The following is a 21,933-nucleotide window of genomic DNA, read 5'->3' as shown; positions in this document are numbered from 1 at the left end:
GCGGTGGGAGCGGCGGTACGGCGAGTCTCATACCGGAACCGCCTCGATGATCGAGACCGGTGAGGCGGTCGGGATGACCCGGGTAACCTTCAGGCCGGCCTCGGCGAACAGCTCGGTGTACTGCGGCCGGGTGCGCTCCTTGGCGCCGAGCAGCAGCAGGAGCCACAGATCAATGATCTTGCCAATGTGGGGTTCGTTCTGCTCCTCGAGCACATACTCGATCACGAGCATGGTCCCGTCCGGGGCGATCGCCTCCCGCACGTTGTGCAGTAGCTGCCGGCAGGCGGGCTCCGGGAAGTCGTGCAGGACGTGCTTGAGCACATAGGCGTCGGCACCGGCCGGCAGGGTGTCGAACTGGCCGCCATGCTCGATTGTCACCCGGTCACCGACACCGGCCGAGGCGAAGACCGCCGGTGCGTCCGCGGTGGCGACCTCGTTGTCGAACAGGATGCCGTTGGCACCCCCGGTCTGGGCGAGGATTCCGGCCAGCAGCGTGCCGCGCCCGCCAACGACATCCACCACGGTACGGAACCGCGAGAAGTCGTACGCGGCGAGCACCGGGGCGGTCTCCGCGCCGGAGAGGCTTCCCATACCCTGGAAGAACTCGGCCGCGTACGCCGGGTTCGCCATCAGGAACTCAAAGGCGCCCATGCCTCGCAGCTTCGGTAGGTTGGCCGCACCGGTACGCACCGACTCGATCAGGTGCCCCCACTCCTCCCAGAGCAGCGGATGCCCCATGAGCATCGCTATGCCGCGCATGGAATCCGGCGCGTCGTCGCGCAGCGCCTCGCCCATCGGGGCGAGCGCGAAGCTGCCATCCGGTCGCAACGTGAACACCGAGCAGCCGGAGAGCGTACGCAGCAGCCGATAGGTCGCCTCCGGATCGGAGCCCACGCGTTTGGCGATCTCCTCCGCCGGCAACGGGCCGGCGGCCAGAACGTCGGCGATGCCAAGCGTGGCCGCGGCCGAGATCGCCTGCGTGATCACCGAGCCCTGAATCAGGTCGAGTAACTGGTAGGCAGCGGAATTGTCCCGCACCACGGGAGCGGCAGGAAATGCGGACATAATCCTTTTCCTCCGAGGCAATAGTGAGATGCCAGACGATAGGCCGGGCTGTTTTCTGGTGGCAAGCCCAACCAGGTTGTTCAACTGACGAGTCGACGCGGTTGGAACAGCGTTTTCCACCGAGACTCGAGCGATATTTCGCAACTCGTTGACACACTGCCGCGACACCGTATTCGGGAAGGGCGGCCCCATGGCAGAGCACGAACAGCGAGTAGCGCTGATCACCGGTGGAACCAGTGGAATCGGCTTGGCGGTCGCGGAGACGCTCGCCCGCCGCGGCCTCAGGGTCTTCCTCTGTGCGCGAACTCCGGCGGCCGTCGAGGAGACCGTCGGCAAGCTGCGGGCCGACGGTCACCAGGCCGCCGGCGTCGGCGCGGATGTCCGGCGCCAGGCCGACGTCGAGCGCCTCGTGGGCGCTGCGGTCGCGCAGTACGGACACGTTGATGTCCTGGTGAACAACGCCGGGCGCAGTGGCGGCGGGGTGACCGCCACCATCGAGGACGAGCTCTGGACGGACGTCATCGAGACCAACCTGAACAGCGTCTTCCGGGTCACCCGCGAGGTACTCCGGTCGGGACAGCCGCTGGAGCGCGGCTGGGGCCGGATCATCAGCATCGCGTCCACCGGGGGTAAGCAGGGGGTGGTGCTCGGTGCGCCCTACTCCGCGTCCAAGCACGGGGTGATCGGCTTCACCAAGGCGCTGGGGCTGGAACTCGCCAAGACCGGGGTCACGGTCAACGCCGTCTGCCCCGGCTACGTCGAGACGCCGATGGCGCAGCGGGTCCGGCAGGGGTACGCCGCGCATTTCGCGACGACCGAGGCGGAGATCCTGGAGCGATTCCAGGCGAAGATCCCGTTGGGCCGCTACTCCACCCCCGCGGAGGTCGCCGGCCTCGTCGGTTACCTGGTCAGCGATGCGGCCGCTCCGGTCACCGCACAGGCGATCAACGTCTGTGGTGGCCTCGGAAACTACTGATCTCGCAGCTGAGGGCGGTGACGCGACAATGTACAGCACCCTGATCGTAGGTCGAATGCGTCCGCAGTGGTCGGCGGAGGTCGCCGAGCTCTTCGGCGTATTCGACGGAACCGAGATGCCGCACCGCATGGGCACCCGACGCCGCGAGCTGTTCCATTACCGAGGGCTCTATTTTCACCTGCAGGATTTCGACGGCGAAGACGGCGGCGAGCGGATCGCGCAGGCCCGCACCGACCCCCGTTTTCTGCAGATCAGCGACGATCTGAAGCCCCTTATCCAGCCCTACGACCCCGCGACCTGGCGTTCCCCCACGGACGCCCTGGCCACCCGGTTCTATCACTGGGCCGCGAACGGTTGAAAGGAGGCCGGCGATGTCGGACGAGGTTCGCACCCCCGTAGATTTCTGGTTCGACCCGACCTGTCCCTGGGCCTGGATCACCTCCCGGTGGCTGCTCGAGGTCGCCCGGCAGCGGCCGATCACGCCATGCTGGCACGTCATGAGCCTGACGCTGCTCAACGAAGGACGCGACGACCTGCCAGCGCGCTACCGGAGCGGGATGCAGGGCGCGTTGGAGGCGGTGCGGGTCTGCGTCGCCGCCGAGCAGAAGTACGGTGCCCCTGCGTTGGGCCGGCTGTACACCGAGCTGGGCACCCGGTTCCACCTCGAGAACGCCCCCCGGCAGCGCTCCACCTATGCGGCGGCGCTGGTCGCCGCGAACCTGGATCCCGGGCTGGTCGTGGCAGCGAATTCCACCGAGTACGACGAGGCGCTCCGCGCCACTCACGACGACGGTGTCGGTCGCGTCGGCACCGATGTCGGCACGCCGGTGATCGCGGTGCGGGACGTGGCGTTCTTCGGTCCGGTGGTGTCGCCGGCACCACGGGGCGCCGCCGCACTCCGGCTCTGGGACGGCCTGCTGGCGCTGGCCACGACCGAGGGGTTCTTCGAGCTCAAGCGCAGTCGTACCCAGGGGCCGGTCGTCAACTGACCGCGACCACGGCGGGCGCCGGCACCGGGACGGGTGCCGGCGGCCCGCCTGCCGTCGGTCACCGGCCCGGCTGCGGCGCCGTCCAGGTGGACCGGAGGAACGCCTCCAAGCTGACCAGGTCCGGCCGAATCCGGCGCAACGCCGGCAGGTCAGCGCGGTATCCCCCGTCGTTGAAGAAGTCGAACATGGCCGCCAGATCCGGACGGGCGGCGCGGAGCTGACCGATCGGCAACTGCTCGTAGCGCACCGGTAGGCCAGCGACCCGCCCGAACGCCGCCGCCATCTCGGGTCCGGTGAGTTCGTCCCCGGCGAGCTCCACCTGCCGCCCCAGCCAGTTGTCCGGATCGTCGAAGGCGTCCGCCGCGAAGGCGCCGATGTCGCTGGTCGCGATCAGCTGTAACGGCACCTCGGGGTGCAGCCACAGACCGAGGACCAGCCCCCCATCGGCCAGCCGCGGACCGGTGTCGTGAAGAACCTCGTGAAACATGGTGGGCCGCAGTACCGTCGCCGGGATGCCCAACTGCTGGATGTGCTGCTCGACCTGCCACTTGCTCGCGAAATGGTCAACGCTGTTGGCCCGCTCCGCGCCCCCGACGGAGCTGTAGACCAGGTGGTCCACGCCGGTGCGGGCCGCGGCGTCGGCGACCGCCTTACCCTGCCGTTCCTCGGTGACCACACCACCCGGGGTCCGGAACGTCTGGACGCTGAACACCCCGTGCAGACCGGTCATCGCCGCCGCCAACGACGCCTCGTCGTCGAGATCTCCGGGGACCAGCACGGCGCCGGCGGCCGCCAGGGCCCGGGCCGCGGGCTTGTCCGGATCCCGGACCAGGACGTGCACCGTCCACCCTCGACGTAGTAGTTCGCGGGCCGTCGCCCCACCCTGTCGGCCGGTACCGCCCAGCACCAGAATCGCCGCATCTGTCGGCACGTTTGCTCCTTCGTGCAGCGCGCACACCCGCGGTGTCCGCGAGGAAGTGCGGTCACCAGGGGCGGTGTCCGCGAGGAAGTCCGGTCACCAGGGCACGACGCCGTCCGCGGAGAGGCAGTAGCCGGAGGGCCCCGCCTCGTCCAGCAACGCCAGCCGGACCGCTATCGCCGCGCCTTCCGCGGGAGTCCGGTTTCCCCGGTGGCCGTTGAGGTCCGTGGCCACCATTCCGGGGCTCGCCGCGTTCACCTTGATCGGCGTGTCACGCAGTTCCTTGGCGTACCCGACGGTGATCGCGTTCAGGGCGGTCTTGGAGGACTGGTACGCCAGCAGGTTGATCCCGGCCAGCGGCGAGTCCGGCTGCGAGTTCAGTGTCAGGGAGCCCAGGTGGCTGGAGACGTTGACCACCCGCCCGGTCGCCGCCCGAAGCAGCAGCGGAAGCACGGCGTTGGTCACCGACACCACCCCGAGGACGTTGGTCTCGTATACCTGGCGAAGGTCATCGGCGCGCACCGTGCTGGGCGCACCGGTGGCGGCACCAGCGATGCCGGCGTTGTTGACCAGGATGTCCAGGCGGCCGAAGCGCTGCTCGACCTCCGCCGCAGCCGCCGAGATCGAGGCCGGATCCGTCACGTCCAGGCGCACCGGGACCGCCCTGATGCCCTGGGCCGCCAGGGAGTCCACCGCCTGCTTGCCCCGGTTCTCGTCCCGGGACCCGACGAGGACGATGTGCCCTCGCTCCCCCAACTGGCGCGCGATCTCGTACCCGATTCCCTTGTTCGCACCTGTGATCAGCGCGATCTTCTCGACCGGCACGTCCGCAATTCCTTTCCGTCGCCCTGTCGCGTCCATGCTGAACGGCCGACCGGAATCCGGCACCTCTGAAATTGCCACGCAATAGTGTGGGTTCAACCGAGCCGAAATCCGCAGTCGAACAATTACCCCCAAGCATCAACCGATATTGAACCGATGAGCGTCCGCGGATACTTTGGCCTCGCGATTATCCGGCCGCGAGGCGGAAAGGTCCGGGAAATGGATACCGATGTGATCGTGGTGGGTGCGGGACCGGTCGGCCTGATGCTCGCCGTTGAACTGCACCTCGGCGGCGCGCGGGTACGGGTCTACGACCGCCTCGCCGCAGCCACCGGCGAGTCCCGTGCGCTCGGCTTCAACCGGCGTGCTGCCGAATCGCTGGACCAGCGCGGCCTGCTCGCACGGTTGGCGGGCATCCGCTGGGGCCCGATGGGACACTTCGGCGGCGTACGCATCGACCTCAGCCGGCTCGACGACGACCACAGTGGCATCCTGGGCCTGCCGCAGGCCCGCACCGAGCAGATGCTCACGGACTGGCTGGCCGCCCAGGGCGTTCCGGTGATCCGGCGACACGAGCTCACCGGCGTGCGGGAAGCGGGCAACGGTGTCGTCGCCGCCTTCGCCGAGCCCGGCGGAGGCACCGAGGTGCGGGCCCACTACCTGGTCGGCTGTGATGGCGCCCGGAGCACCGTCCGGGCGCTGGCCGGGATCAAGGCCTCCGGCCCCGCAGCCACCCGGGGCATGTACACCGCGGAGATCACCGGAGTCGAGTTACGCCCTCGTCCGATCGGTGAACGGCGGCCCGGCGGCAGCATGGTGGTGTGCACACCGGTGGGAGACGGTCGCTACCGCATCGTGCTGCACGACCGGGGACTACCGTCGAACCCGGATCCGGACGCACTGACGTTCGCCGAGGTCGCCGACGCGTGGCAACGCCTCACCGGCGAGTCCCTGCACCACGGGTCGGCACAGTGGCTGTGGGCCTGTGGCAACGCGGCCGCGGTGGCCGAGCAGTACCGGCGCGGCCGGATCTTCCTGGCCGGCGACGCCGCGCACGAGATGCCGCCGCTGGCGGCGTGGGGCCTCAGCGCCGGCCTGCAGGACGCGGTTAACCTGGGCTGGAAGCTGGCGGCGGCGGTGCACGGCTGGGCACCACCCGACCTGCTCGACACTTACCACACCGAACGCCACCCGATCGGACGGCAGCTGATCGCCGACGCGCAGGCCGCCTCGTCGCTGTACCTCGGGGACGAGGCGATGGAACCGATCCGCAGCGTGCTGGCGGAGCTGGTCACCCACACCGACGCGGCCGAGCACCTCGCCGGGCGCGGTAGCGGGCTCGGCATCCGCTACGACCTCGGCCCGGGCGAGCACCCCCTCCTCGGCCGACGCATGCCCCCACACCACCAACTCACCCTCCCCAACGGCGACACCCCCCGCATCACCGACCTACTCCACCCCGCCCGCCCCCTCCTCATCACCACCACCACCGCACACCCCACCGCCCACCCCTGGACCGACCGCATCGACATCATCACCGGCACCTGGACCCACCAACCCCACCCCACCCTCCACACCGCCCTCATCCGCCCCGACGGCTACCTCGCCTGGACCGCACCCGGCAGCACCAACGACCTCACCCACGCCCTCACCCGCTGGTTCGGCGCCCCCCAGAACGGAACCGGACCGAGCGGACCGGCGCCGGCCGCCGGTCCACCCCGTCTCGACTACGGCTAAAGACACCCCTGCCACCCTCAGCCCAAACGGCGACCGAGGAGGGCGTACCGGATGTCTCGTCACCACGGGCAAGCTGCGCTGGCCACGGAAGGCTTCAGGCTCGCCAGAGCGGGCAGCGACGAAGCGACGGGCAGCGACAAATTCGATCTGAAGAACTTCGAGCGACTGCCGGCACGAGACGTTCCCCTGGATGCCCTGTCGCCCAGCCTGCGGCTGCGGCAGGGTGGCACGAGCGGAGCCCACGTCCAGTTACTCGTGGAGGCGGGCGGCACCACGCAGCTACCGCCGCTCCTCGTCCAGGAGGAGGGCTGGCGGGTTATCGACGGGCTGCACCGGCTCGAGGCCGCCCGGATCCGCGGCGATCACGTCATCCCCGCACGCTTCCTGGACTGCACCGACGCCGAGGCGCTCATCCTGGCGATGCAGGCGAACATCGCCCATGGGCTACCGCTGTCCCGGGCCGACCGGCTCTCCGGCGCCAACCGGGTGCTGTCGGAGTATCCGGACTGGTCTGACCGAGCCCTCGCCGCCATCACCGGATTGAGTGCGAAGACGATCGCATCGTTGCGTACCCGGTCGCCGGGGACGGCAGAGGTCGGCGGCAAGCGGATCGGCCGGGACGGAAGGCGTCGTCCGGTTACCGCCGTGGAGGGCCGACGCCGCGCCGCCGCCTACCTCAACGCCCACCCGGACGCCCCGCTGCGGCAGGTCGCCCGCGAGGCCGACGTATCACTGGGCACCGTCCATGATGTGAGCGCTCGGCTGCGCCGGGGCATCAGTCCGGAGCGCACCGGGCACCGCCTTTCCCCGGTCGAGCCGCCGGCGGGTCCAGCCCGGCGAGCCGCGGCGCCCACCCCCACGTTGCCGGCCCCCCGCGTTGGTGCGGTACGGCGCCGGGGGCGCGTGGCCGCTCCACTGACCTGGGCCGGGGTGGCGAACAAGCTGGCTACCGATCCGTCCATCCGGTACACCGAAGGCGGCCGGGCGTTCATTCGGTGGATGGCCTGGCACGCCGGCGCCCCACATCGCTGGCGGGAGGTCGCCGGCTCGATCCCGCCGCACTGGCTGAGCGTGATCGCCCCACTCGCGGACAGCATCAGTGAGGAGTGGAGCCTCTTCGCCGCACAACTCAAGCGCAAGCAGGAGGACGGACCGTAACGCCACCCGTCGCGCCCCGGCCGACCGCCGCCACCTGCCCGGGTCAACTCTTACTCGACCGGAATTCGCGGAAGCGCGGCGAGACTGCTACGACATCGCAGCCCACGAAAGAGCAGGCGACATGGTGGACAACGAACAGGATCGGGCAGGTACGGCGCCCCACGTGGTCATCGTCGGGGGCGGCATCACGGGGGTGACCGCGGCGTTCTACCTCCGGAACGAGCCAGTACGAATCACCCTCCTCGAGGCCGCGCCGCGGCTCGGTGGGAAGCTGTCCGCATCGGAGGTGGCGGGCGTCCTCGTTGACGAGGGGGCGGAAGGGCTCTATGCCCGGCGGCCCAAGACCACCCGGTTACTCACCGCGGCCGGTCTCGGCGATCAGCTCGCCCTGGCCGGCGCCACCACGACCGCGATCTGGAGCAGGGGCGCGCTCCGGCCCCTGCCTGCCAGCCAGTTCATGGGCATCCCCGCGGACCTGGACGCCCTCGCCGAGTCCGGAATCCTCTCGCCGGGCGGGGTGGTCGCGGCCGGCCGCGACCTTGGGCTGCCGCCGACCGAACGGGACGGCGACGTCTCCGTCGCGGCCTACGTCTCGCAGCGACTCGGCCAGGAGGTGTTGGACCGCCTCGTTGACCCGTTCCTCAGCGATGTCTGCGCCGGCCGCTCCGACCAGCTGTCCTTCGAGGCCATGCTGGCCCCGCTGGCGAACGCCGCCCGCCGATACCCGTCGCTGATCCAGGCCGCGGGCTCACTGCTCCCCCCGCCACCACCGGACGGGCAGGAACCGCCGACCGGGCTCGGTACCCTGACCGGCGGGCTCGGCAACCTACCCCAGGTGTTGGTCGACGCAGTTCTCGCCGACTCGCCCGACGCGCGGGTACGAACCGGGGCCGAGGTCACCGGCCTGGCTCCGGAGCGGCAGGGGTGGCGGCTGACCGTCAACGCCGACGCCGGGACCGAACATCTCACCGCGGACGCGGTCATCGTCGCCGTCCCCGCCGGGCCTGCCGGCCGACTACTGGCCGGCGTACCCGGAGTGGCGCCGGCCGCCGCTGAGCTCGCGCAGATCCCGTACGCCGGTGTCGGTATCATCACGCTGGCCTACCCCCGTACGGCATTCGCCGGTGGGCTCGCCACCCGCGGGTTCTGCGGCTACCGGGTTCCGGCGGTGGATGGACGGGCCGTCAACGAAGTGACCTTCTCCACGGTGAAGTGGCCGCACCTGGCGGGCGAGGTGGAGATTCTGCGCTGTTCGGTCGGGAAGGTCGGCGACGAGGCAGCGCTGCACCGCGACGACGCCGACCTCGTCCGGCTGGTGACCGCCGAGGTTGGCGCGGCAACCGGGGCGGTCGGTGCCCCGGTGGCGACCCGGGTCACCCGGTGGCCGAGCGCGCTGCCCCAGTACACCGTCGGCCACGTGGATCGGGTGAACCGGATCCGGACGGCGGTAGGGGGCTCGCCGGGGCTCGCCGTCTGCGGCGCCGCGTACGAGGGAGTGGGGGTCGGCACGTGCATCGCCGATGCGCACAAAGCCGTCGGCCAGGTGCTCACGGGGCTACCCAGAACCACCCCCGCTACCTTGGGCTGAGCTGCCCTCCCCGCCCCGGCCGTCGGTGGCGCCGGCGACGTCCGAGCGGCCCGGCCACGGCCGCGTCGGCATCCTCGCCCACCTGCCGGGGGTACGCCGGGCAGATACCCGTGCCCGCCCGGGCTGACCGGCCGGGCGGGCACGGGTGATTCTGCTGTTGCCGGGGTCAGGCTCGGACCGGCCCCGCGTTCTCCAGGATGCGTCCGAGGGCTCCGGCCAGCTCACCGGTCGGGTTCGCGGCGGCGCCCCTGCTGCGCCACGCCACGTGGTTGTCCGGGCGGACCAGAATGGCGCCCTCGTCGGCGATTTCCCGGACGCGTGACCACCGGTCGTCGACCGCCGTGTACTCAGCGCCGATCCCGATGGCGACGGTGTTGATCGATACCGAGAGTTTCTCCGCCACCGCCGTGGCCGCCGCCCGCCATTGCTCCGCCTTCGGGCCGATGATCAGCACGAAGCTGCCGGCGGAACCGGTCAGGTCGTGGGTGGACAGAATCCGGCCGGCGCGGTTGATCCAGGCATGCGGCAGCAGATGCCCGGGCCGGGTGGTGGGGTGGTAGACGTCCCGCAGCGGCTCCCGCGGTGGCGGCGGGCTCCCGTCGGGGATGACCGCACCCTGTTCGTACGCGAAACCCAGCTCGACGTCGTGTGCCTGACATCCACCCCGGTGGGTGGCGAACAGCTCGGCGGCCCGCGCCCGCGCCGCCGCGGCGATCGGGGTTGGGTCGACGAACGCCGCGAACGCTCGCTCCCGACGCTGCGGCGCGGTGTGCTGACCGACCCCGACGGCCTCGAGGATCGCGTGGTGGTGCAGGGCCGCGGAGACCGCCCAGTCGACGTTGTGCCGGCCGATCGGATGCCGCTCAGCCTGGTAGGTGTCGAGCAGGCTGTCGGGGGCGCGGCCGGTGAGTACCGCGGCGAGCTTCCACGCGAGGTTGTGTGCGTCCTGAATACCGGTGTTCAGCCCCAGCCCGACGGTGGGGGGCTGCCGGTGGGCGGCGTCACCGGCAAGGAGCACTCGACCGACCCGGTACTGTTCGGCGACGAGGGACTCCACCGACCAGTTCGTGACCTGGCGCAGCGTGAGCTCCAGGTCGGGCAGCCCGAGGACCTCACGGATCTTGGGGACGATGCTCTCCGCGGGGTAGCGCTGCGGGTCACCCGGTGGAAAGTGCAGGACCCACTCCTCGCAGTGTCTGCCCCAGGTGGGGCCCATCTCGATGAGATTACTGGACAGATCGGGGTCGTGCGGATTGAGGAAGTGGGTGAGTAGGGTGCCCTCGCGCCACCACGGCGACAGGTCCGCGGTGAAGTAGGCGGTGGTGACCTCGAGAAACCCCGGCAGGCCCAGCATCTGCACGCCGAGCGCCGCGCCAACGGTACGGCCGCCGTCAGCCGCGATGAGGTAGCGGGCCACCACCGTGGTGACCTCGCCCGTGCCGACCGCTCGGACCTGGGCTACCACCCGGTCACCCTGCTCGGCGAAGGTAACCAGTTCATGGCCGAACCGGATCTCTCCCGGGCCGCGCCGCTCGGCATGTTGCCGCAGGATCGGCTCCAACCGGACCTGGGGCAGCTTGACCGGAAGTACTGGCCCGGCCGCCTCGTAGGTCTCCCGCAACGCGCCGCCGCCGAACGCATCCATCTCCTGAATGACCAGACCGTCGAGGGGCCCTTCCCCACCGAGCGAGGTCAGCCAACGCAGCTTGCCGAACTCCGCCAGGGACGCCCCCTGCTGGGCCACCTCCGCATCGAGCTCGTGCTGACGGAAGATGCCCATCGTCCGCTGGTTGAGATAGTGCGCCTTGGGCATTCTCGACGTACCCGGGTGCCGCTCCACCAGCAGGTGGCGTACACCGTGGTCGGACAGAAAGACGGAGGCAGCCAGGCCACATCCACCGCCGCCCACGATCAGAACCGGAACCTCTATCGTTGCCATTGTCGTCCTTCCGAGTGGTGACCGCCCGGCTGGGCGGGTACGTGGCCCCGCTCGCGGCCTCGCCGACCCACGGCTGTCGACCGCCGCGTGGCGGGAATCGACGATCGGGCCGGACCGCTCGCAGTCTGCCGAGAGCCGCTGCAGTCCCGGTCAAGGACGGATTGATCCGACAACCCTATTGCCGGCCCGAAACAGCGAGCCACGGTCACCGGTTTTCGACTGCGTTGCACCGGCGGTTGAACGACGAATCCGCCATATGGCCGACCGCTTTCCGGGGAGCAGCCGATTGCTGCGCATCCGACCGTTGCCATTGGTCAGAGCACCGTTATAGGTTCACCCCGTGGTCGTCGAATAGTCCGGCGCGTACGAATCGACCACACCACCCTTGCCGCATTTCAACTGTCCTGCCACCGATCTGTGGGGCGTGCTGCTCCAGACGGTGAGCCTTCGAAATGGTGGTGCCCATGAGCTCGGTGCGGAACGACTACGTGGCACGGCCGGTGATCGGGGTCTGCGCACGAACGACTCCGGTTACGGTGCAGGGGCTCGACACGACCGTCAGCCTGGCGCTGCAGGCCCACGTGGACATGCTCGCCACCGCGGGGTGCGCCCCCCTGTTGGTTCCGCTGCTGCCGGGTGCCGAGGACCTGGTGCCGCACCTCGACGGCCTACTGCTACCCGGGGGGCCGGACCTGGACCCAGAGCTGTACGGGCAGCCCCAGCACACCAGGACCCGATGCGGCAACCCCGCCGCGGACCGCGTCGAACTGGCCCTGCTCCGAGCAGCGCTCGAAGCCGACCGGCCCGTCCTGGCCATCTGCCGCGGGATGCAGGCGCTCAACGTGTTGTCGGGCGGGACCCTGCACCAGCACCTGCCAGAGGCCGTGCAGCACGACGGCCACTGCCCCCAGACCGCGACCTTCACCCTCGGCCGGAACCACCTGCACCTGCAGCCCGGCAGCCTCGCCGCCGCTGTCTACGGCGCCGAGGTCCCCACCGTCGCCTGCCACCACCACCAGGGTGTCGACCGGGTCGGTGCGGGTCTCACCGTGACCGCCCGGGCGTCGGACGGGGTCGTCGAGGCGATCGAGGCGACCGGGCACCCGTTCGTGCTCGGAGTGCAGTGGGAGGCCGGGCAGGACTCCGACGCCCGACTGCACCGCGCGCTCGCCGACGCCGCCGAACGTGCGAGACAACGACCCCCAACCCCGGGAGAATCTGATGGCATCGCGGATGAACAACCCGTCTCTGGTCGTGCCCGACGCGCTGCCGCCCCTGCTCGAACTCGGTAAGGTGATCAACCAGGTCGGCGTGCCGGTCCGGACGCTCGATCTGGTCCGGATGCGGGTCAGCCAGCTCAATGGGCGAGTCTGGATCCTGCCGACCGGTCCGGCGGCGGCGGCGCGGATCGACAACCGCCTGCCCATCGTGGCTTCCTGGCGCGAGGCCGACTGTTTCACCGATGCCGAGCGGGCGGCGCTGGCGCTCGCCGAGGCCACCACCCGCCTCGGTGACCGGGCGGATCCGGTGCCGGACGAGGTCTGGGACGAGGCGGTCCGGCACTATACCGAGCCGGAACTCAGCGCATTGATCATGCATGTCGGGCTGGTCAACCTATGGAATTGCATAAACCTATCCACTCGACAGGATCCAGGGGACTGGCGCTGATTCCGGCCCCGCGACGACCAGCACCGGCAGAAGGGGTTCACATGTTACGGCTCATCAACACCGGCTTGGGCCGGACTGGCACTACGTCACTGAAGCTGGCGCTGGAGCGCCTCGGCTACGGACCCTGCTCTCACATGTTCGATATCGTCAACGATTCGGACCGACTCCAGCAGTGGGAAAAGGTCGTCTGCGACGGGCAGCGGCCCGACTGGGAAGCGCTGTTCCACGGCTTTGTCTCCGTGGCGGACGGGCCCAGCGCCGTCTACCACAAGGAAATCATCGGGGCGTTCCCGAAGGCGAAGGTGATCCTGACCGTACGGGACAGCGAGGAGTGGTACCGAAGCACGTACGACACGTTGTACCAGTTCGCCGACCGGAACCGCGACAATCCACCGGAACCTGGCTCCATGCCGGCCCGGATATACCGATTCGTCAACACCATGGTCTGGGATGGTCTCTTCGGCGGACGCTTCGCCGACAAGGGGCACGCCATCCGGGTCTTTCGCCGGCACAACGAGGCGGTCGCGGATTCTGTCGCCCCCGACAACCTGCTCACCTATGACGTGCAGCAGGGATGGGAGCCACTGTGCGCGTTCCTCGGGGTCCCGGTGCCGACGGAGGACTTTCCCCACGCCAACGACGGCGGGGCGATGCGTCGGGTCATCCGAGAGGTGGGCGGCGGGGCCGCTGGTGTGGCGACCAACTGAGCCGGTCGCCGAGTGCGGCGGGCAGCCGGACCAGGCCGAGGGCCATCCAACCAGGGTGCGGGCCGCGGGGTAGCGGCCCGCACCCTGGTTCACCACGAGTCCTGGCCGACCTCGGCGGCCCGGGTCTGCAGGATTGCCAGCAGGGTCCGGGCCTGGACGTTGACGTAGCGGCTGTGCCCGGCCAGCCAGCTGAGCTGGCCCGGGGTGATCCAGTGGTAGCCGGGTGGCGCCTCGGTCGGCGTCGCCGCCTCGTCGGTGGCGACCACCAGGTAGCGGCTCTCGGCATTGCGGAACCGACCGCCCTCCTCGGAATGCGTTGTCGTATACCGGACCCGTTCCGGGGGCGGGTCCAGCATCAGATCAAGAAACGGAGGGCGCTGCGCCGCCGGCAGCTGGGAGTAACTCGCCGGGACACACTGCACGGTCGGCGCCAGTTCCACGGTGTCGAGGAAGCCCCCCTCCACCCGGGCGTGCACGAGAACATGCGGCACCCCGGCGAAGGTCCGGTACGCAAAACCCACAACGCCCGGGGCCACCGGCTCGATCAACGGCTGACTCCAGCTGGAAACCTCCCGGTTCGCGCCCTCCACAGCGACCGCCAGCACCCGGAAATGCCGCTGATCCGGACGGTAGATGTGGTGCTCGTCGCGGCACCAGCCGGCCACCCGCGCCAGCGGAATCCGGTGGGCCCGCACCTCGTGGCTGGCCCGTTGACCGGTGAACCAGGAAGCCACCTCGGCGTCCGAGCAGATGGCACCGTGCTCGGGGTACGCCAGCGGTGCGCTCGCCAGCACCGTCCGCGAGTCCATGTTGACCACATTGTCCTGTCGGAGGAGCTGACCCAGCTGACCCAGCGTGAGCCAACGAAAGCGCTCGTCCGCGGGCACCTCACCCGTCACCTCGACGATCATGTTGCGATTGCGTTTGCGGTAGAACCAGGCGCCGTGCTCGGACTGCAGGACATCGGTGAGCACTCGGCCCGGAGGTGGATCAAGGAAGTGTTCCAGGTACGTCACCGCCGTCCCGCCGTGCGCCTTCGTGTAGTTACTCCGGGTGGCCTGCACGGTGGGCGACAGCTGCACCAGGTTGGGATTGCCCGGCTCCGCCTTCGCCTGCATGAGGAAGTGCAGCGTGCCGTCGAACTCCTTCGCCAGGATCCCGAGGATGCCGATCTCCCGTTGCACGATGATCGGCTGTTGCCACTCGGCGCCCACATCCGGTCGGACGACACGCAGGCCCTCCACCGTGAAGAACCGTCCACTACGGTGGCGCAGATTCCCGGTTTCCGCCTGGAACGACCAGCCGTCCAATTCCGCGAATGGGACCCGCCGTACTCGGGTGCCGCACGCCACCCGCTCGGCGGCGAGCCAGCCCGACACATCGGAGGTGGCGATCCCGGCGCCCTCGGTGGCCGCTGCCGAGCGGGCGAGCCGTTCAGTGAGTTCGGTGCCGCGACGCGGTTGGAGCAGTACGGCTGGGGTCACGGGCGATCACCACTTCCTGGCGCGCGAGCCGTTGCGGGGTCGCCGGTGGCGGCACTCGCCGCTCGGTGGGCGTCACCGAAACGCCCCCCGGGCACCGGTCCCGCCATGGTGCTCAGGGAGCGCCCATCCGGGCATCCTCGACGTTGCCCCGGCCACGGTCACACCGCCGAACCTGTTCAGTTCATCCGGCGGCGGGCACGCGGGGGTGGCGCCGCTTCGGGGCCACCGGCTGGCAGGGGGATCGTTCAACCGCCTTGGTGACGTCAGTCGAACAGGCTGCCCGGCGGCGAGCCCGTGGGTCAGGGCAGTGTTCGGGCCAGCGCCGTCCGGCGTGGCTGCGCGGAGCGCGCGAGGGGTGCCTGCCGGGCCGTGGTGGCCGGGCATCCGCCGGCTGCCGGGACGGACCGGGGGGTGAGTTCCGGTAACGCGAGCAGCACAGGTGGGTCGATCATCCGCTGGCGGCGGAGGCGGACCGCAGCACTGGTCACACCGTCCGCAACGACCGTCACCAGGGGGTGCATGCCGATCAGGGCGGTGCGACGGCGGGCTTCGGGGCCGACACCATCGGCCACCGCCACCGCGTGCACGAACCAGGTGCCGTTGGGTACGTGCGGCAGGTGGTAACAGGACGGCCGGCCACCCGGCACGTCAACGACCATTGCCGAGACCGCACGGTGCTGCACGATCCGGGTCGAGAACGCACCCAGATAGACCTGGGCGTTGCCGTGCCCCTCCGGCAGGCTGATCGTCCCAGCGATCGCCCCGGCGCCGAGGCGGGTGGCCGAAGACCGGCCAGGTAGCTCAGTCGCACCAGTGGGCGGAAGACGGCGGAACCGGCCGGGCGAGACCCCGACGCTGGAAGTGAAACAATTACTGAAAGAGCCGAGGCTGCTGTATCCCACCAGCACGGAGACATCCGTTATCCGCAGCGGGGTCTCAAGAAGAAGACGCTTGGCCTGATGAATCCGAATAGCGGCCAGGAACCGACCGGGAGTAATTCCGGTAATATTGCGAAAAAGTCGGGCAAAATAGAACCGGCTTAACCCAGCGCTCTCCGCGATCTCGGCCAGCGTCAGCGGCCGGTCGTAACGCTCCCAGAGATATTCGATCGCCCGTTCGACTGCACTGTCCATGCGCACCTCGCTGCATCGTCGCGACCACCATGGTGACCACCCTCCGTCGGGATCAGCTCGAGCAGCAATGGGGACCGGATCCGAACCGGCGATCACCGACAGCGAAAGGGTCGCAACAATTTGTCATCGACAGCAGGCTGGCCCGTTTCACCAGAACACCTACGGCCCCAACAGGCCAGCGCCAATGCGATCAGCCGCGCCGGACAGGCGTGACACCCAAGTAGCGGGAAAGCATGATTCAAGGCGCTAAATACATACTTATATCGGCGATACACCGGCGCCCAGAACGCCAGCCGACCCGAAACCGGCGACCGCCTCCCCGCCTTGGTCTGCATGAGAACGACAACCAACCCTGCCGGCAGTAGATAGGTCAACTACCCCAGGAACCCATGACGAAACCGCTGCAAACCTCCACCGAACCCTACAAATACTTTTCCCACCTGGAACAGACATTTCTACCTTGCGACCACCGAGTTAATCGCCAGTTCCCTGGATCGCTGGATCATGGCACAATATTACGCAATTACCCGCGCCACCCAGGGACTGGATCGATGGGGGGGAGAAACATGGAACGCGTGGCCGCGCATACCTGTCGGCACCCCTAAAATCGTTTTTCCAGCCCGGCATGCATGCGCTACCGAACTCGCTTCATCAACCAATTCGGCTCCACTTCTATGTCAACCCAAGCCTGCCGCCAGGCCAGCACGAAAGGCTTGAAGTTGATAATCCGTTACACGGAGGAGATCGGGTGGAAAGGGACCAGACACTTCTGAACTTCGGGCTACTCGGCCCACTCTCGCTCCACTACGGTTGCACGCCGGTGGAGACCAGCGCACCCAAACAACGTCAGGTGCTCGCCCTGCTCGCCCTGAACGTCGGACGCGTCGTCACCGTGCCGACGCTCATCGAGGAACTGTGGGGAGACCGTCCACCACGAAGCCACGCCACAACCCTGCAGACATACATTCTGCAGCTGCGAAACGCACTCGCCACGGCCGGGTACGGCAGCCCGGAAGCCCGACAGATAATCGGCACCCGCCACAATGGCTATCTACTCGAGGGTTTCGCGTGCGAAACAGATGTCGAGGTGTACAACCGCCACCTTTTCGCCGGTCGCGCCGCCGCCGAGGCGGGCGACCAGCACCGAGCCTCGCAGGAGTTCGGTCACGCACTTCAGGTCTGGCGTGGTTCAGCCCTGGTAGATGTCCGAATGGGCCCGATTTTGGAGATCGAGGCGGCATCACTGGAGGAAAGTCGACTCTGCGCGCTGGAACGCCGGATCGAAACGGACCTGGCCCTGGGCCGACACTCCGACCTGCTGGCGGAACTAACGCTCGTCACGGCACGGAACCCGATGAACGAAAACCTGTGCGCGCTACGAATGATGGCAATGTATCGCGCCGGCCACGTTGGCCGCTCACTCCAGGCCTACCACCGCCTCCGTTCCATCCTCAACGAAGAGCTCGGCGTCGAACCAGGACCACGAGTACAGCGACTCCTAGCCGCCATCCTTGCCGGCGATCCGGGGCTGGAGGAGACGTCACCGCTATCGCCCCCCAGTAGGTTCACAGTACGCCATCCCTAACCCTGTTCTGCCGGCTGGACCAGCCCTGTCACCCGCGCGGCTTCACCTCTGACAATCTATCCCAGGCCGGTCAGCCCGGGGCAGACCCGCATGCCCCCGCAGTCGCATGGGCACCGAAACGCAAACAGCGAAAGCTGGCCCACGGGCGTAGGAGTTTCGGCGGCCCGACCAAGCCTCGAGGGGAGGTCAACCAACTGGCAAGAAATTGACAAAACACAGCCGCGGCAACCGAGGAGAACTAGATGCGAAAAGTTTTTTCGCGGGACGGCACCACGATCGCCTATCAGCGGGCCGGCGCCGGGCCGCCGATCGTACTCCTGAACGGCGCATTCCGCGATCACACAATTTTTGACGCACTTGTCCCAGAGCTGACAGCGCACTGCACCACCTACGTCTACGATCGCCGGGGACGGGGGCAGAGCGCAGATTCCCCCCGATATGCCATCGAACGAGAGATTGAGGACCTCGCCGTCGTCATCGAGGAGGCGGGTGGCCACGCGGTGGTGTTCGCCGGGTCGTGCGGCGCGAATCTCGCGCTGGAGGCGGCCCTGGCGGGTACCCCGATCACCAAGCTGGCCCTGCACGAACCGTACTTCCGGGTCGGTGACCACCCGCGGCCGCCCCTCGACGCCGCCGACCAGCTACGCGCGCTGGTCGCCGATGGCCAACGCGGCGCCGCTGCGGAGTACTTCCTGAACGTGCTGATGGACCTACCCCCAACGGCGATCGCCCAGTGGCGGCAAGGGCCACTCTGGGCGACGAACGAGGCGAATGCCCACACGCTCGCCTATGACGCCACTCTTTGTGGCGATTACACCCTCCCGGCCGACCGGCTGGCCGCCCTGCGGACTCCCACGCTGGTCGTCAACAGCGACGGCACCAGCGACTGGCTGCGTGCCGCGGCCCAGGCGACGGCGGCGGCCCTGCCGAACGCCCGGGGAAGGGAACTGCCCGGCTCCTGGCACCGGATCGAGATGGAGGCGCTTGGCCGGGTCCTGGTCGAGTTCGCCACGACCTGATACCTCTCACGGCCCGCGAAAGGAGCTGTCGGATGAGCACGCGCGTACCGGGGGCGGCTGACGGACCGGTCAACCGCAATTCGCCCCAGGTCCATCAGGAATCAAGAAGCGCCCGGAACCCTACCGTTCGTAGCATGAAGCACATGGGAGTCAAGGTTGCGCAGCGCTTCGTCGCCGTAGACGACCATGAACGCGCGCTCACCTTCTACCGGGATGTTCTCGGCCTTGAGGTTCGCCAGGACCACACATTCGAGGGATTGCGTTGGATTGCCCTCGGTACATCTGGGCAGCCCGATGCCGACATCGTTCTACAGTCCCTGGTCGTCTACCCGGAAACCTCGCCCGCTGACCAGCATGCCCTGGCGGAGCTGCTGGTGAAGGGCCTGCTGCCCGGTCTGGTGTTCCGCACCGAGGACTGTGACGCGACCTTCGAGCACCTTCGCGCCGGGGGCGCAACGGTGGTGCAGGAGCCGACCGACCAGCCCTGGGGCGTCCGGGACTGCGCATTCCGCGATCCGGCCGGCAACACGCTGCGGTTCTCCCAGATCCGCCGCCGGAGAAAAGACACCGGCGACGGTGGCGGCTCCGGGGATCCCCATTTTCCCAACCATCGGCCTCTTCAGGACGGAACGGATGATCGAAGCCAAGAACCTGACCAAGCGCTACGGCGATAAGGTCGCCGTGAGGGATCTTTCCTTCACGGTCGGGCCCGGCAGAGTAACCGGGTTCCTCGGCCCCAACGGTGCCGGCAAATCGACGACCATGCGCCTGCTGCTCGGTCTCGACCATCCGGATCGTGGCACCGCCACCATCGACGGCAAGCGCTACCGGGAGCTGACCACCCCGCTCGCCACGGTCGGCGCGCTCTTGGAGGCCAAGGCGGTGCACCCGGGTCGGACCGCCTACAACCATCTGCTCTGCCTGGCCCAGTCGCAGGGCATTGGCAAGAAGCGGGTCTCGGAGGTACTCGACCTGGTCGGGCTGCGCGAGGTGGCGCACAAGCGGACCGGAGGCTTCTCCCTCGGCATGGGGCAACGGCTTGGGCTCGCCGCCGCCCTGCTCGGTGATCCCGCCGTGCTGGTGCTGGACGAGCCGGTCAACGGGCTCGACCCGGAGGGCATCCTCTGGGTCCGCACCTTCATGCGGCAGCTGGCGGCCGAGGGTCGAACCGTCTTCGTCTCCAGCCACCTGATGAACGAGATGGCAGTGACCGCCGAGCATCTCATCATCATCGGCCGCGGCAGCCTGATCGCCGACTGCCCAACCCAGGAGTTCATCGAGCGGGGCAAGAAGCAGACGGTGCTCGTCCGTAGCCCGAATGCCGAGGAGTTGGCCGAGGCCATCACCCGGGCCGGCGGCACGGTGACCCGCAACGACGACAACGAGCTGAGCGTTGAGGAGATGGACGCGACCAGGATCGGTGAGATCGCGTCGGCCGGTGGACACGTTCTCCACGAGGTGGTCCCGCAGCGCGGCACCCTGGAGGAGGCGTTCATGGCGCTGACCCGGGAGAGCGTGGAGTACGCCGGCACTGGCGCAACCCAAGATGCCGACGCCCCCAAGTCCGGAGGGGAAGCCCGATGACCGCGACCGCCGCCCGCCCCACCGCCAGCACGGTGGCCAGCCGCGCCAGCTTTGCCGGACTGCTGCGCTCCGAGTGGACGAAGCTCCGATCGGTCCGGTCGACCGGCTGGTCGCTCGGACTACTCGCGTTGCTGTACCCATCCTTCACCGCACTGCTTGTCGGCTTGACCATCGCCGCGTGGGACGACACTGCTGCGAGCGACCGCGAGCTGATCGTCGGTGATCCGACGACCGTCATCCTCGGCAGCGGCTTTCTGATCAGCCAACCCGCCATCTGTGTCCTGGGCGTCATGGTTATCGCGTCGGAGTACTCCACCGGCATGATCCGGGCCAGCCTGCTGGCGAAGCCCCGCCGGCTGTCCATGCTCGCCGCCAAGGGCATGGTGCTGAGTCTGGTAGTCCTGGCAGTGAGCCTGGTGGCGGCGTTCGTCTCGTTCTTCATCGGCGCGGCGATGCTCAGCGAGAGGGTTGAGGCATCCCTCGGCGACCCCGGTGCGCTGCGGGCAGTGGTGGGTACCGGCCTCTACCTGGCCATGCTCAGCCTGTTCTCCCTCGCTATCGGTGCCATTGTGCGGCGCACCGCGGCGGGGATCACCGGCGTGATCATGTTCGTGCTCGTGCTCGCTCCCCTGGTGCAGCTACTGCCCGGCAAGTTCGGCGAGTACGCCCATGCCTACCTACCGACCGAGGCCGGAATCCTGATCGGCCAGGCGACCCAGCAGGAGGGAAGTCTCCTCACGCCCTGGCAGGGCTTCGGGGTGTTCGGCCTGTGGACCGCTGCTTTGCTGGCGCTCGCGGCCTTCCTCCTGAACCGCCGCGACGCCTGATCCACCCCCGTCGCCTCGGGCGCTCCCCATCGCCGGGGAGCGCCCGAGGGCCGGAAGGATTGGTCAGCGGTGAAACGATGGCCGGTGGCGTCCGAGCGCAACACCAACCGCCTCAGCCGACACATTCACACCCGGGCGGGGCCGCGACCTCGCCCCTCAGCCCAGGGCGGTCCGCAGTAGCCTCTTGATCGTTGCCTCGGCCTTCTCGGTCAACTCGGCCAGGGCGAACGATGTCGCCCACAGACCCTGCTCGTCGTCGAGCTTCGCCTCCGGCGAGAACCCGAACGTCGAGTAACGCTGCTTGTCTCCCTGCCCGCTGCGGAAGAAGCAGACCACCTTTCCGCTCCTGGCCCAGGCGGGCTGGCCATACCACAGCTTCGGTGCCAGCTCAGGGGCGGTCTCGGTGATGACGGCGTGCAGGCGTTCAGCCAACGCGCGGTCCGGCTGCGCCATGTTGCTGATCTTCGCGAGGACGTCTCTCTCGTCGGCTGCCGCCTTGTTCGCGCTCTTGCTACGGCGAGCCTCCGACTTCAACTCCGCCGCCCGGTCCTTGATGGCGGCCCGCTCGACCTCGGAGAACCCTTCCTCCTGGGACGACTTTGCCTGGTTGCTGTCCTTACCCGGTTTCGACGTAACGCTCACGTACGCACTGCTCCTCTTGTCCGTCCGGTGGTCAACGTGTTTCTCCAGCTAACCACCTGTGGCGGGCAACACCTTCTCGATTCCGTACCAA

At 68.7% G+C, this 21,933-nt stretch carries 21 protein-coding genes; 14 read left to right on the top strand and 7 right to left on the bottom strand.

Going from position 1 to position 21,933, the window contains the following annotated elements:
• Positions 1–27: 27 nt before the first annotated feature.
• Positions 28–1,041, bottom strand: a complete 1,014-nt coding sequence (locus tag B118_RS0125615) for a methyltransferase (RefSeq protein WP_028193695.1) — start codon at positions 1,039–1,041, stop codon at positions 28–30.
• Positions 1,042–1,255: 214 nt separating this feature from the next.
• Here B118_RS0125615 and B118_RS0125610 point away from each other — a divergent pair, with 214 nt between their 5' ends.
• From B118_RS0125610 to B118_RS0125600, 3 genes are read left to right on the top strand one after another with little or no spacing between them, the layout of a single operon-like run.
• Positions 1,256–2,041, top strand: coding sequence for an SDR family NAD(P)-dependent oxidoreductase (locus B118_RS0125610; protein WP_018219857.1), 786 nt, complete (start codon positions 1,256–1,258; stop codon positions 2,039–2,041).
• Positions 2,042–2,069: 28 nt separating this feature from the next.
• Positions 2,070–2,399 (top strand): TcmI family type II polyketide cyclase, encoded by a 330-nt coding sequence (locus B118_RS0125605; protein ID WP_018219858.1) that lies wholly within the window; start codon positions 2,070–2,072, stop codon positions 2,397–2,399.
• 13 nt (positions 2,400–2,412) lie between these two features.
• A complete protein-coding gene (locus B118_RS0125600) occupies positions 2,413–3,030 on the top strand; it encodes a mycothiol-dependent nitroreductase Rv2466c family protein (protein WP_018811694.1) in 618 nt (205 codons plus the stop codon).
• Positions 3,031–3,088: 58 nt separating this feature from the next.
• On the opposite strand, the gene B118_RS0125595 is transcribed toward B118_RS0125600, so the two are convergent.
• On the bottom strand, positions 3,089–3,961 hold the full coding sequence (locus B118_RS0125595) for an NmrA/HSCARG family protein (RefSeq protein WP_028193694.1): 873 nt from the start codon (positions 3,959–3,961) through the stop codon (positions 3,089–3,091).
• Positions 3,962–4,045: 84 nt separating this feature from the next.
• Positions 4,046–4,774 (bottom strand): SDR family oxidoreductase, encoded by a 729-nt coding sequence (locus B118_RS0125590; RefSeq protein ID WP_027645493.1) that lies wholly within the window; start codon positions 4,772–4,774, stop codon positions 4,046–4,048.
• Between the two features lie 216 nt (positions 4,775–4,990).
• Between B118_RS0125590 and B118_RS0125585 the strand changes: the two genes are divergently transcribed.
• From B118_RS0125585 to hemG, 3 genes are all read left to right on the top strand, one after another.
• The gene (locus B118_RS0125585) at positions 4,991–6,508 is read left to right on the top strand and encodes an FAD-dependent monooxygenase (RefSeq protein ID WP_028193693.1); all 1,518 of its coding nucleotides are present in this window, start codon (positions 4,991–4,993) and stop codon (positions 6,506–6,508) included.
• Positions 6,509–6,559: 51 nt separating this feature from the next.
• Positions 6,560–7,666, top strand: a complete 1,107-nt coding sequence (locus tag B118_RS0125580; protein WP_018219864.1) for a ParB/RepB/Spo0J family partition protein — start codon at positions 6,560–6,562, stop codon at positions 7,664–7,666.
• 121 nt (positions 7,667–7,787) lie between these two features.
• Entirely contained in the window at positions 7,788–9,254 is a 1,467-nt protein-coding gene (gene hemG / locus B118_RS0125575) for a protoporphyrinogen oxidase (RefSeq protein WP_018219865.1), read from the top strand.
• Positions 9,255–9,420: 166 nt separating this feature from the next.
• On the opposite strand, the gene B118_RS0125570 is transcribed toward hemG, so the two are convergent.
• Positions 9,421–11,193 carry an FAD-dependent monooxygenase gene (locus B118_RS0125570; protein WP_018811317.1) on the bottom strand — a complete coding sequence of 591 codons (1,773 nt, stop codon included), beginning with the start codon at positions 11,191–11,193 and terminating at the stop codon, positions 9,421–9,423.
• A 452-nt stretch (positions 11,194–11,645) separates the two neighbouring features.
• Here B118_RS0125570 and B118_RS0125565 point away from each other — a divergent pair, with 452 nt between their 5' ends.
• From B118_RS0125565 to B118_RS0125555, 3 genes are read left to right on the top strand one after another with little or no spacing between them, the layout of a single operon-like run.
• On the top strand, positions 11,646–12,485 hold the full coding sequence (locus B118_RS0125565) for a gamma-glutamyl-gamma-aminobutyrate hydrolase family protein (RefSeq protein ID WP_027657448.1): 840 nt from the start codon (positions 11,646–11,648) through the stop codon (positions 12,483–12,485).
• Complete coding sequence (locus tag B118_RS0125560; protein WP_018219868.1) at positions 12,448–12,861, top strand: carboxymuconolactone decarboxylase family protein; 414 nt, start codon at positions 12,448–12,450, stop codon at positions 12,859–12,861. The genes B118_RS0125565 and B118_RS0125560 overlap by 38 nt, the downstream gene beginning before the upstream one ends.
• A gap of 41 nt (positions 12,862–12,902) precedes the next feature.
• Positions 12,903–13,568, top strand: coding sequence for a sulfotransferase family protein (locus tag B118_RS0125555; protein WP_028193692.1), 666 nt, complete (start codon positions 12,903–12,905; stop codon positions 13,566–13,568).
• A gap of 89 nt (positions 13,569–13,657) precedes the next feature.
• Here B118_RS0125555 and B118_RS0125550 read toward each other — a convergent pair whose 3' ends face one another.
• Positions 13,658–15,052, bottom strand: coding sequence for an NDP-hexose 2,3-dehydratase family protein (locus B118_RS0125550; protein WP_027645534.1), 1,395 nt, complete (start codon positions 15,050–15,052; stop codon positions 13,658–13,660).
• A 299-nt stretch (positions 15,053–15,351) separates the two neighbouring features.
• Positions 15,352–16,185 (bottom strand): helix-turn-helix domain-containing protein, encoded by an 834-nt coding sequence (locus tag B118_RS0125545; RefSeq protein ID WP_018821037.1) that lies wholly within the window; start codon positions 16,183–16,185, stop codon positions 15,352–15,354.
• A 748-nt stretch (positions 16,186–16,933) separates the two neighbouring features.
• Here B118_RS0125545 and B118_RS0125540 point away from each other — a divergent pair.
• From B118_RS0125540 to B118_RS0125520, 5 genes are all read left to right on the top strand, one after another.
• Entirely contained in the window at positions 16,934–17,770 is an 837-nt protein-coding gene (locus tag B118_RS0125540) for an AfsR/SARP family transcriptional regulator (RefSeq protein ID WP_018219872.1), read from the top strand.
• A 242-nt stretch (positions 17,771–18,012) separates the two neighbouring features.
• Positions 18,013–18,789, top strand: coding sequence for an alpha/beta fold hydrolase (locus B118_RS0125535; protein WP_027657447.1), 777 nt, complete (start codon positions 18,013–18,015; stop codon positions 18,787–18,789).
• A 134-nt stretch (positions 18,790–18,923) separates the two neighbouring features.
• Positions 18,924–19,463 (top strand): VOC family protein, encoded by a 540-nt coding sequence (locus B118_RS0125530; RefSeq protein ID WP_028193691.1) that lies wholly within the window; start codon positions 18,924–18,926, stop codon positions 19,461–19,463.
• Positions 19,423–20,373, top strand: coding sequence for an ABC transporter ATP-binding protein (locus B118_RS0125525; protein WP_018219875.1), 951 nt, complete (start codon positions 19,423–19,425; stop codon positions 20,371–20,373). Before B118_RS0125530 ends, B118_RS0125525 begins: the two co-directional genes overlap by 41 nt.
• The gene (locus B118_RS0125520; protein ID WP_018811325.1) at positions 20,370–21,200 is read left to right on the top strand and encodes an ABC transporter permease; all 831 of its coding nucleotides are present in this window, start codon (positions 20,370–20,372) and stop codon (positions 21,198–21,200) included. The genes B118_RS0125525 and B118_RS0125520 overlap by 4 nt, the downstream gene beginning before the upstream one ends.
• 156 nt (positions 21,201–21,356) lie before the next feature.
• On the opposite strand, the gene B118_RS0125515 is transcribed toward B118_RS0125520, so the two are convergent.
• Positions 21,357–21,842 (bottom strand): iron chaperone, encoded by a 486-nt coding sequence (locus B118_RS0125515; protein WP_018811326.1) that lies wholly within the window; start codon positions 21,840–21,842, stop codon positions 21,357–21,359.
• Positions 21,843–21,933: the final 91 nt, after the last annotated feature.

This window comes from Salinispora pacifica CNR114, from assembly GCF_000514775.1.
Taxonomy (GTDB): Bacteria; Actinomycetota; Actinomycetes; order Mycobacteriales; family Micromonosporaceae; genus Micromonospora; species Micromonospora pacifica.
This window is presented reverse-complemented; position numbering and strand designations above follow the sequence as displayed.

Coding starts and splice junctions, on each gene's coding strand:
- B118_RS0125610 (WP_018219857.1), top strand. CDS start 1,256: ATGGCAGAGCACGAACAGCGAGTAGCGCTGATCACCGGTGGAACCAGT.
- B118_RS0125605 (WP_018219858.1), top strand. CDS start 2,070: ATGTACAGCACCCTGATCGTAGGTCGAATGCGTCCGCAGTGGTCGGCG.
- B118_RS0125600 (WP_018811694.1), top strand. CDS start 2,413: ATGTCGGACGAGGTTCGCACCCCCGTAGATTTCTGGTTCGACCCGACC.
- B118_RS0125585 (WP_028193693.1), top strand. CDS start 4,991: ATGGATACCGATGTGATCGTGGTGGGTGCGGGACCGGTCGGCCTGATG.
- B118_RS0125580 (WP_018219864.1), top strand. CDS start 6,560: ATGTCTCGTCACCACGGGCAAGCTGCGCTGGCCACGGAAGGCTTCAGG.
- hemG (WP_018219865.1), top strand. CDS start 7,788: ATGGTGGACAACGAACAGGATCGGGCAGGTACGGCGCCCCACGTGGTC.
- B118_RS0125570 (WP_018811317.1), bottom strand. CDS start 11,193: ATGGCAACGATAGAGGTTCCGGTTCTGATCGTGGGCGGCGGTGGATGT.
- B118_RS0125565 (WP_027657448.1), top strand. CDS start 11,646: ATGGTGGTGCCCATGAGCTCGGTGCGGAACGACTACGTGGCACGGCCG.
- B118_RS0125555 (WP_028193692.1), top strand. CDS start 12,903: ATGTTACGGCTCATCAACACCGGCTTGGGCCGGACTGGCACTACGTCA.
- B118_RS0125545 (WP_018821037.1), bottom strand. CDS start 16,185: ATGGACAGTGCAGTCGAACGGGCGATCGAATATCTCTGGGAGCGTTAC.
- B118_RS0125535 (WP_027657447.1), top strand. CDS start 18,013: ATGCGAAAAGTTTTTTCGCGGGACGGCACCACGATCGCCTATCAGCGG.
- B118_RS0125530 (WP_028193691.1), top strand. CDS start 18,924: ATGAAGCACATGGGAGTCAAGGTTGCGCAGCGCTTCGTCGCCGTAGAC.
- B118_RS0125525 (WP_018219875.1), top strand. CDS start 19,423: ATGATCGAAGCCAAGAACCTGACCAAGCGCTACGGCGATAAGGTCGCC.
- B118_RS0125520 (WP_018811325.1), top strand. CDS start 20,370: ATGACCGCGACCGCCGCCCGCCCCACCGCCAGCACGGTGGCCAGCCGC.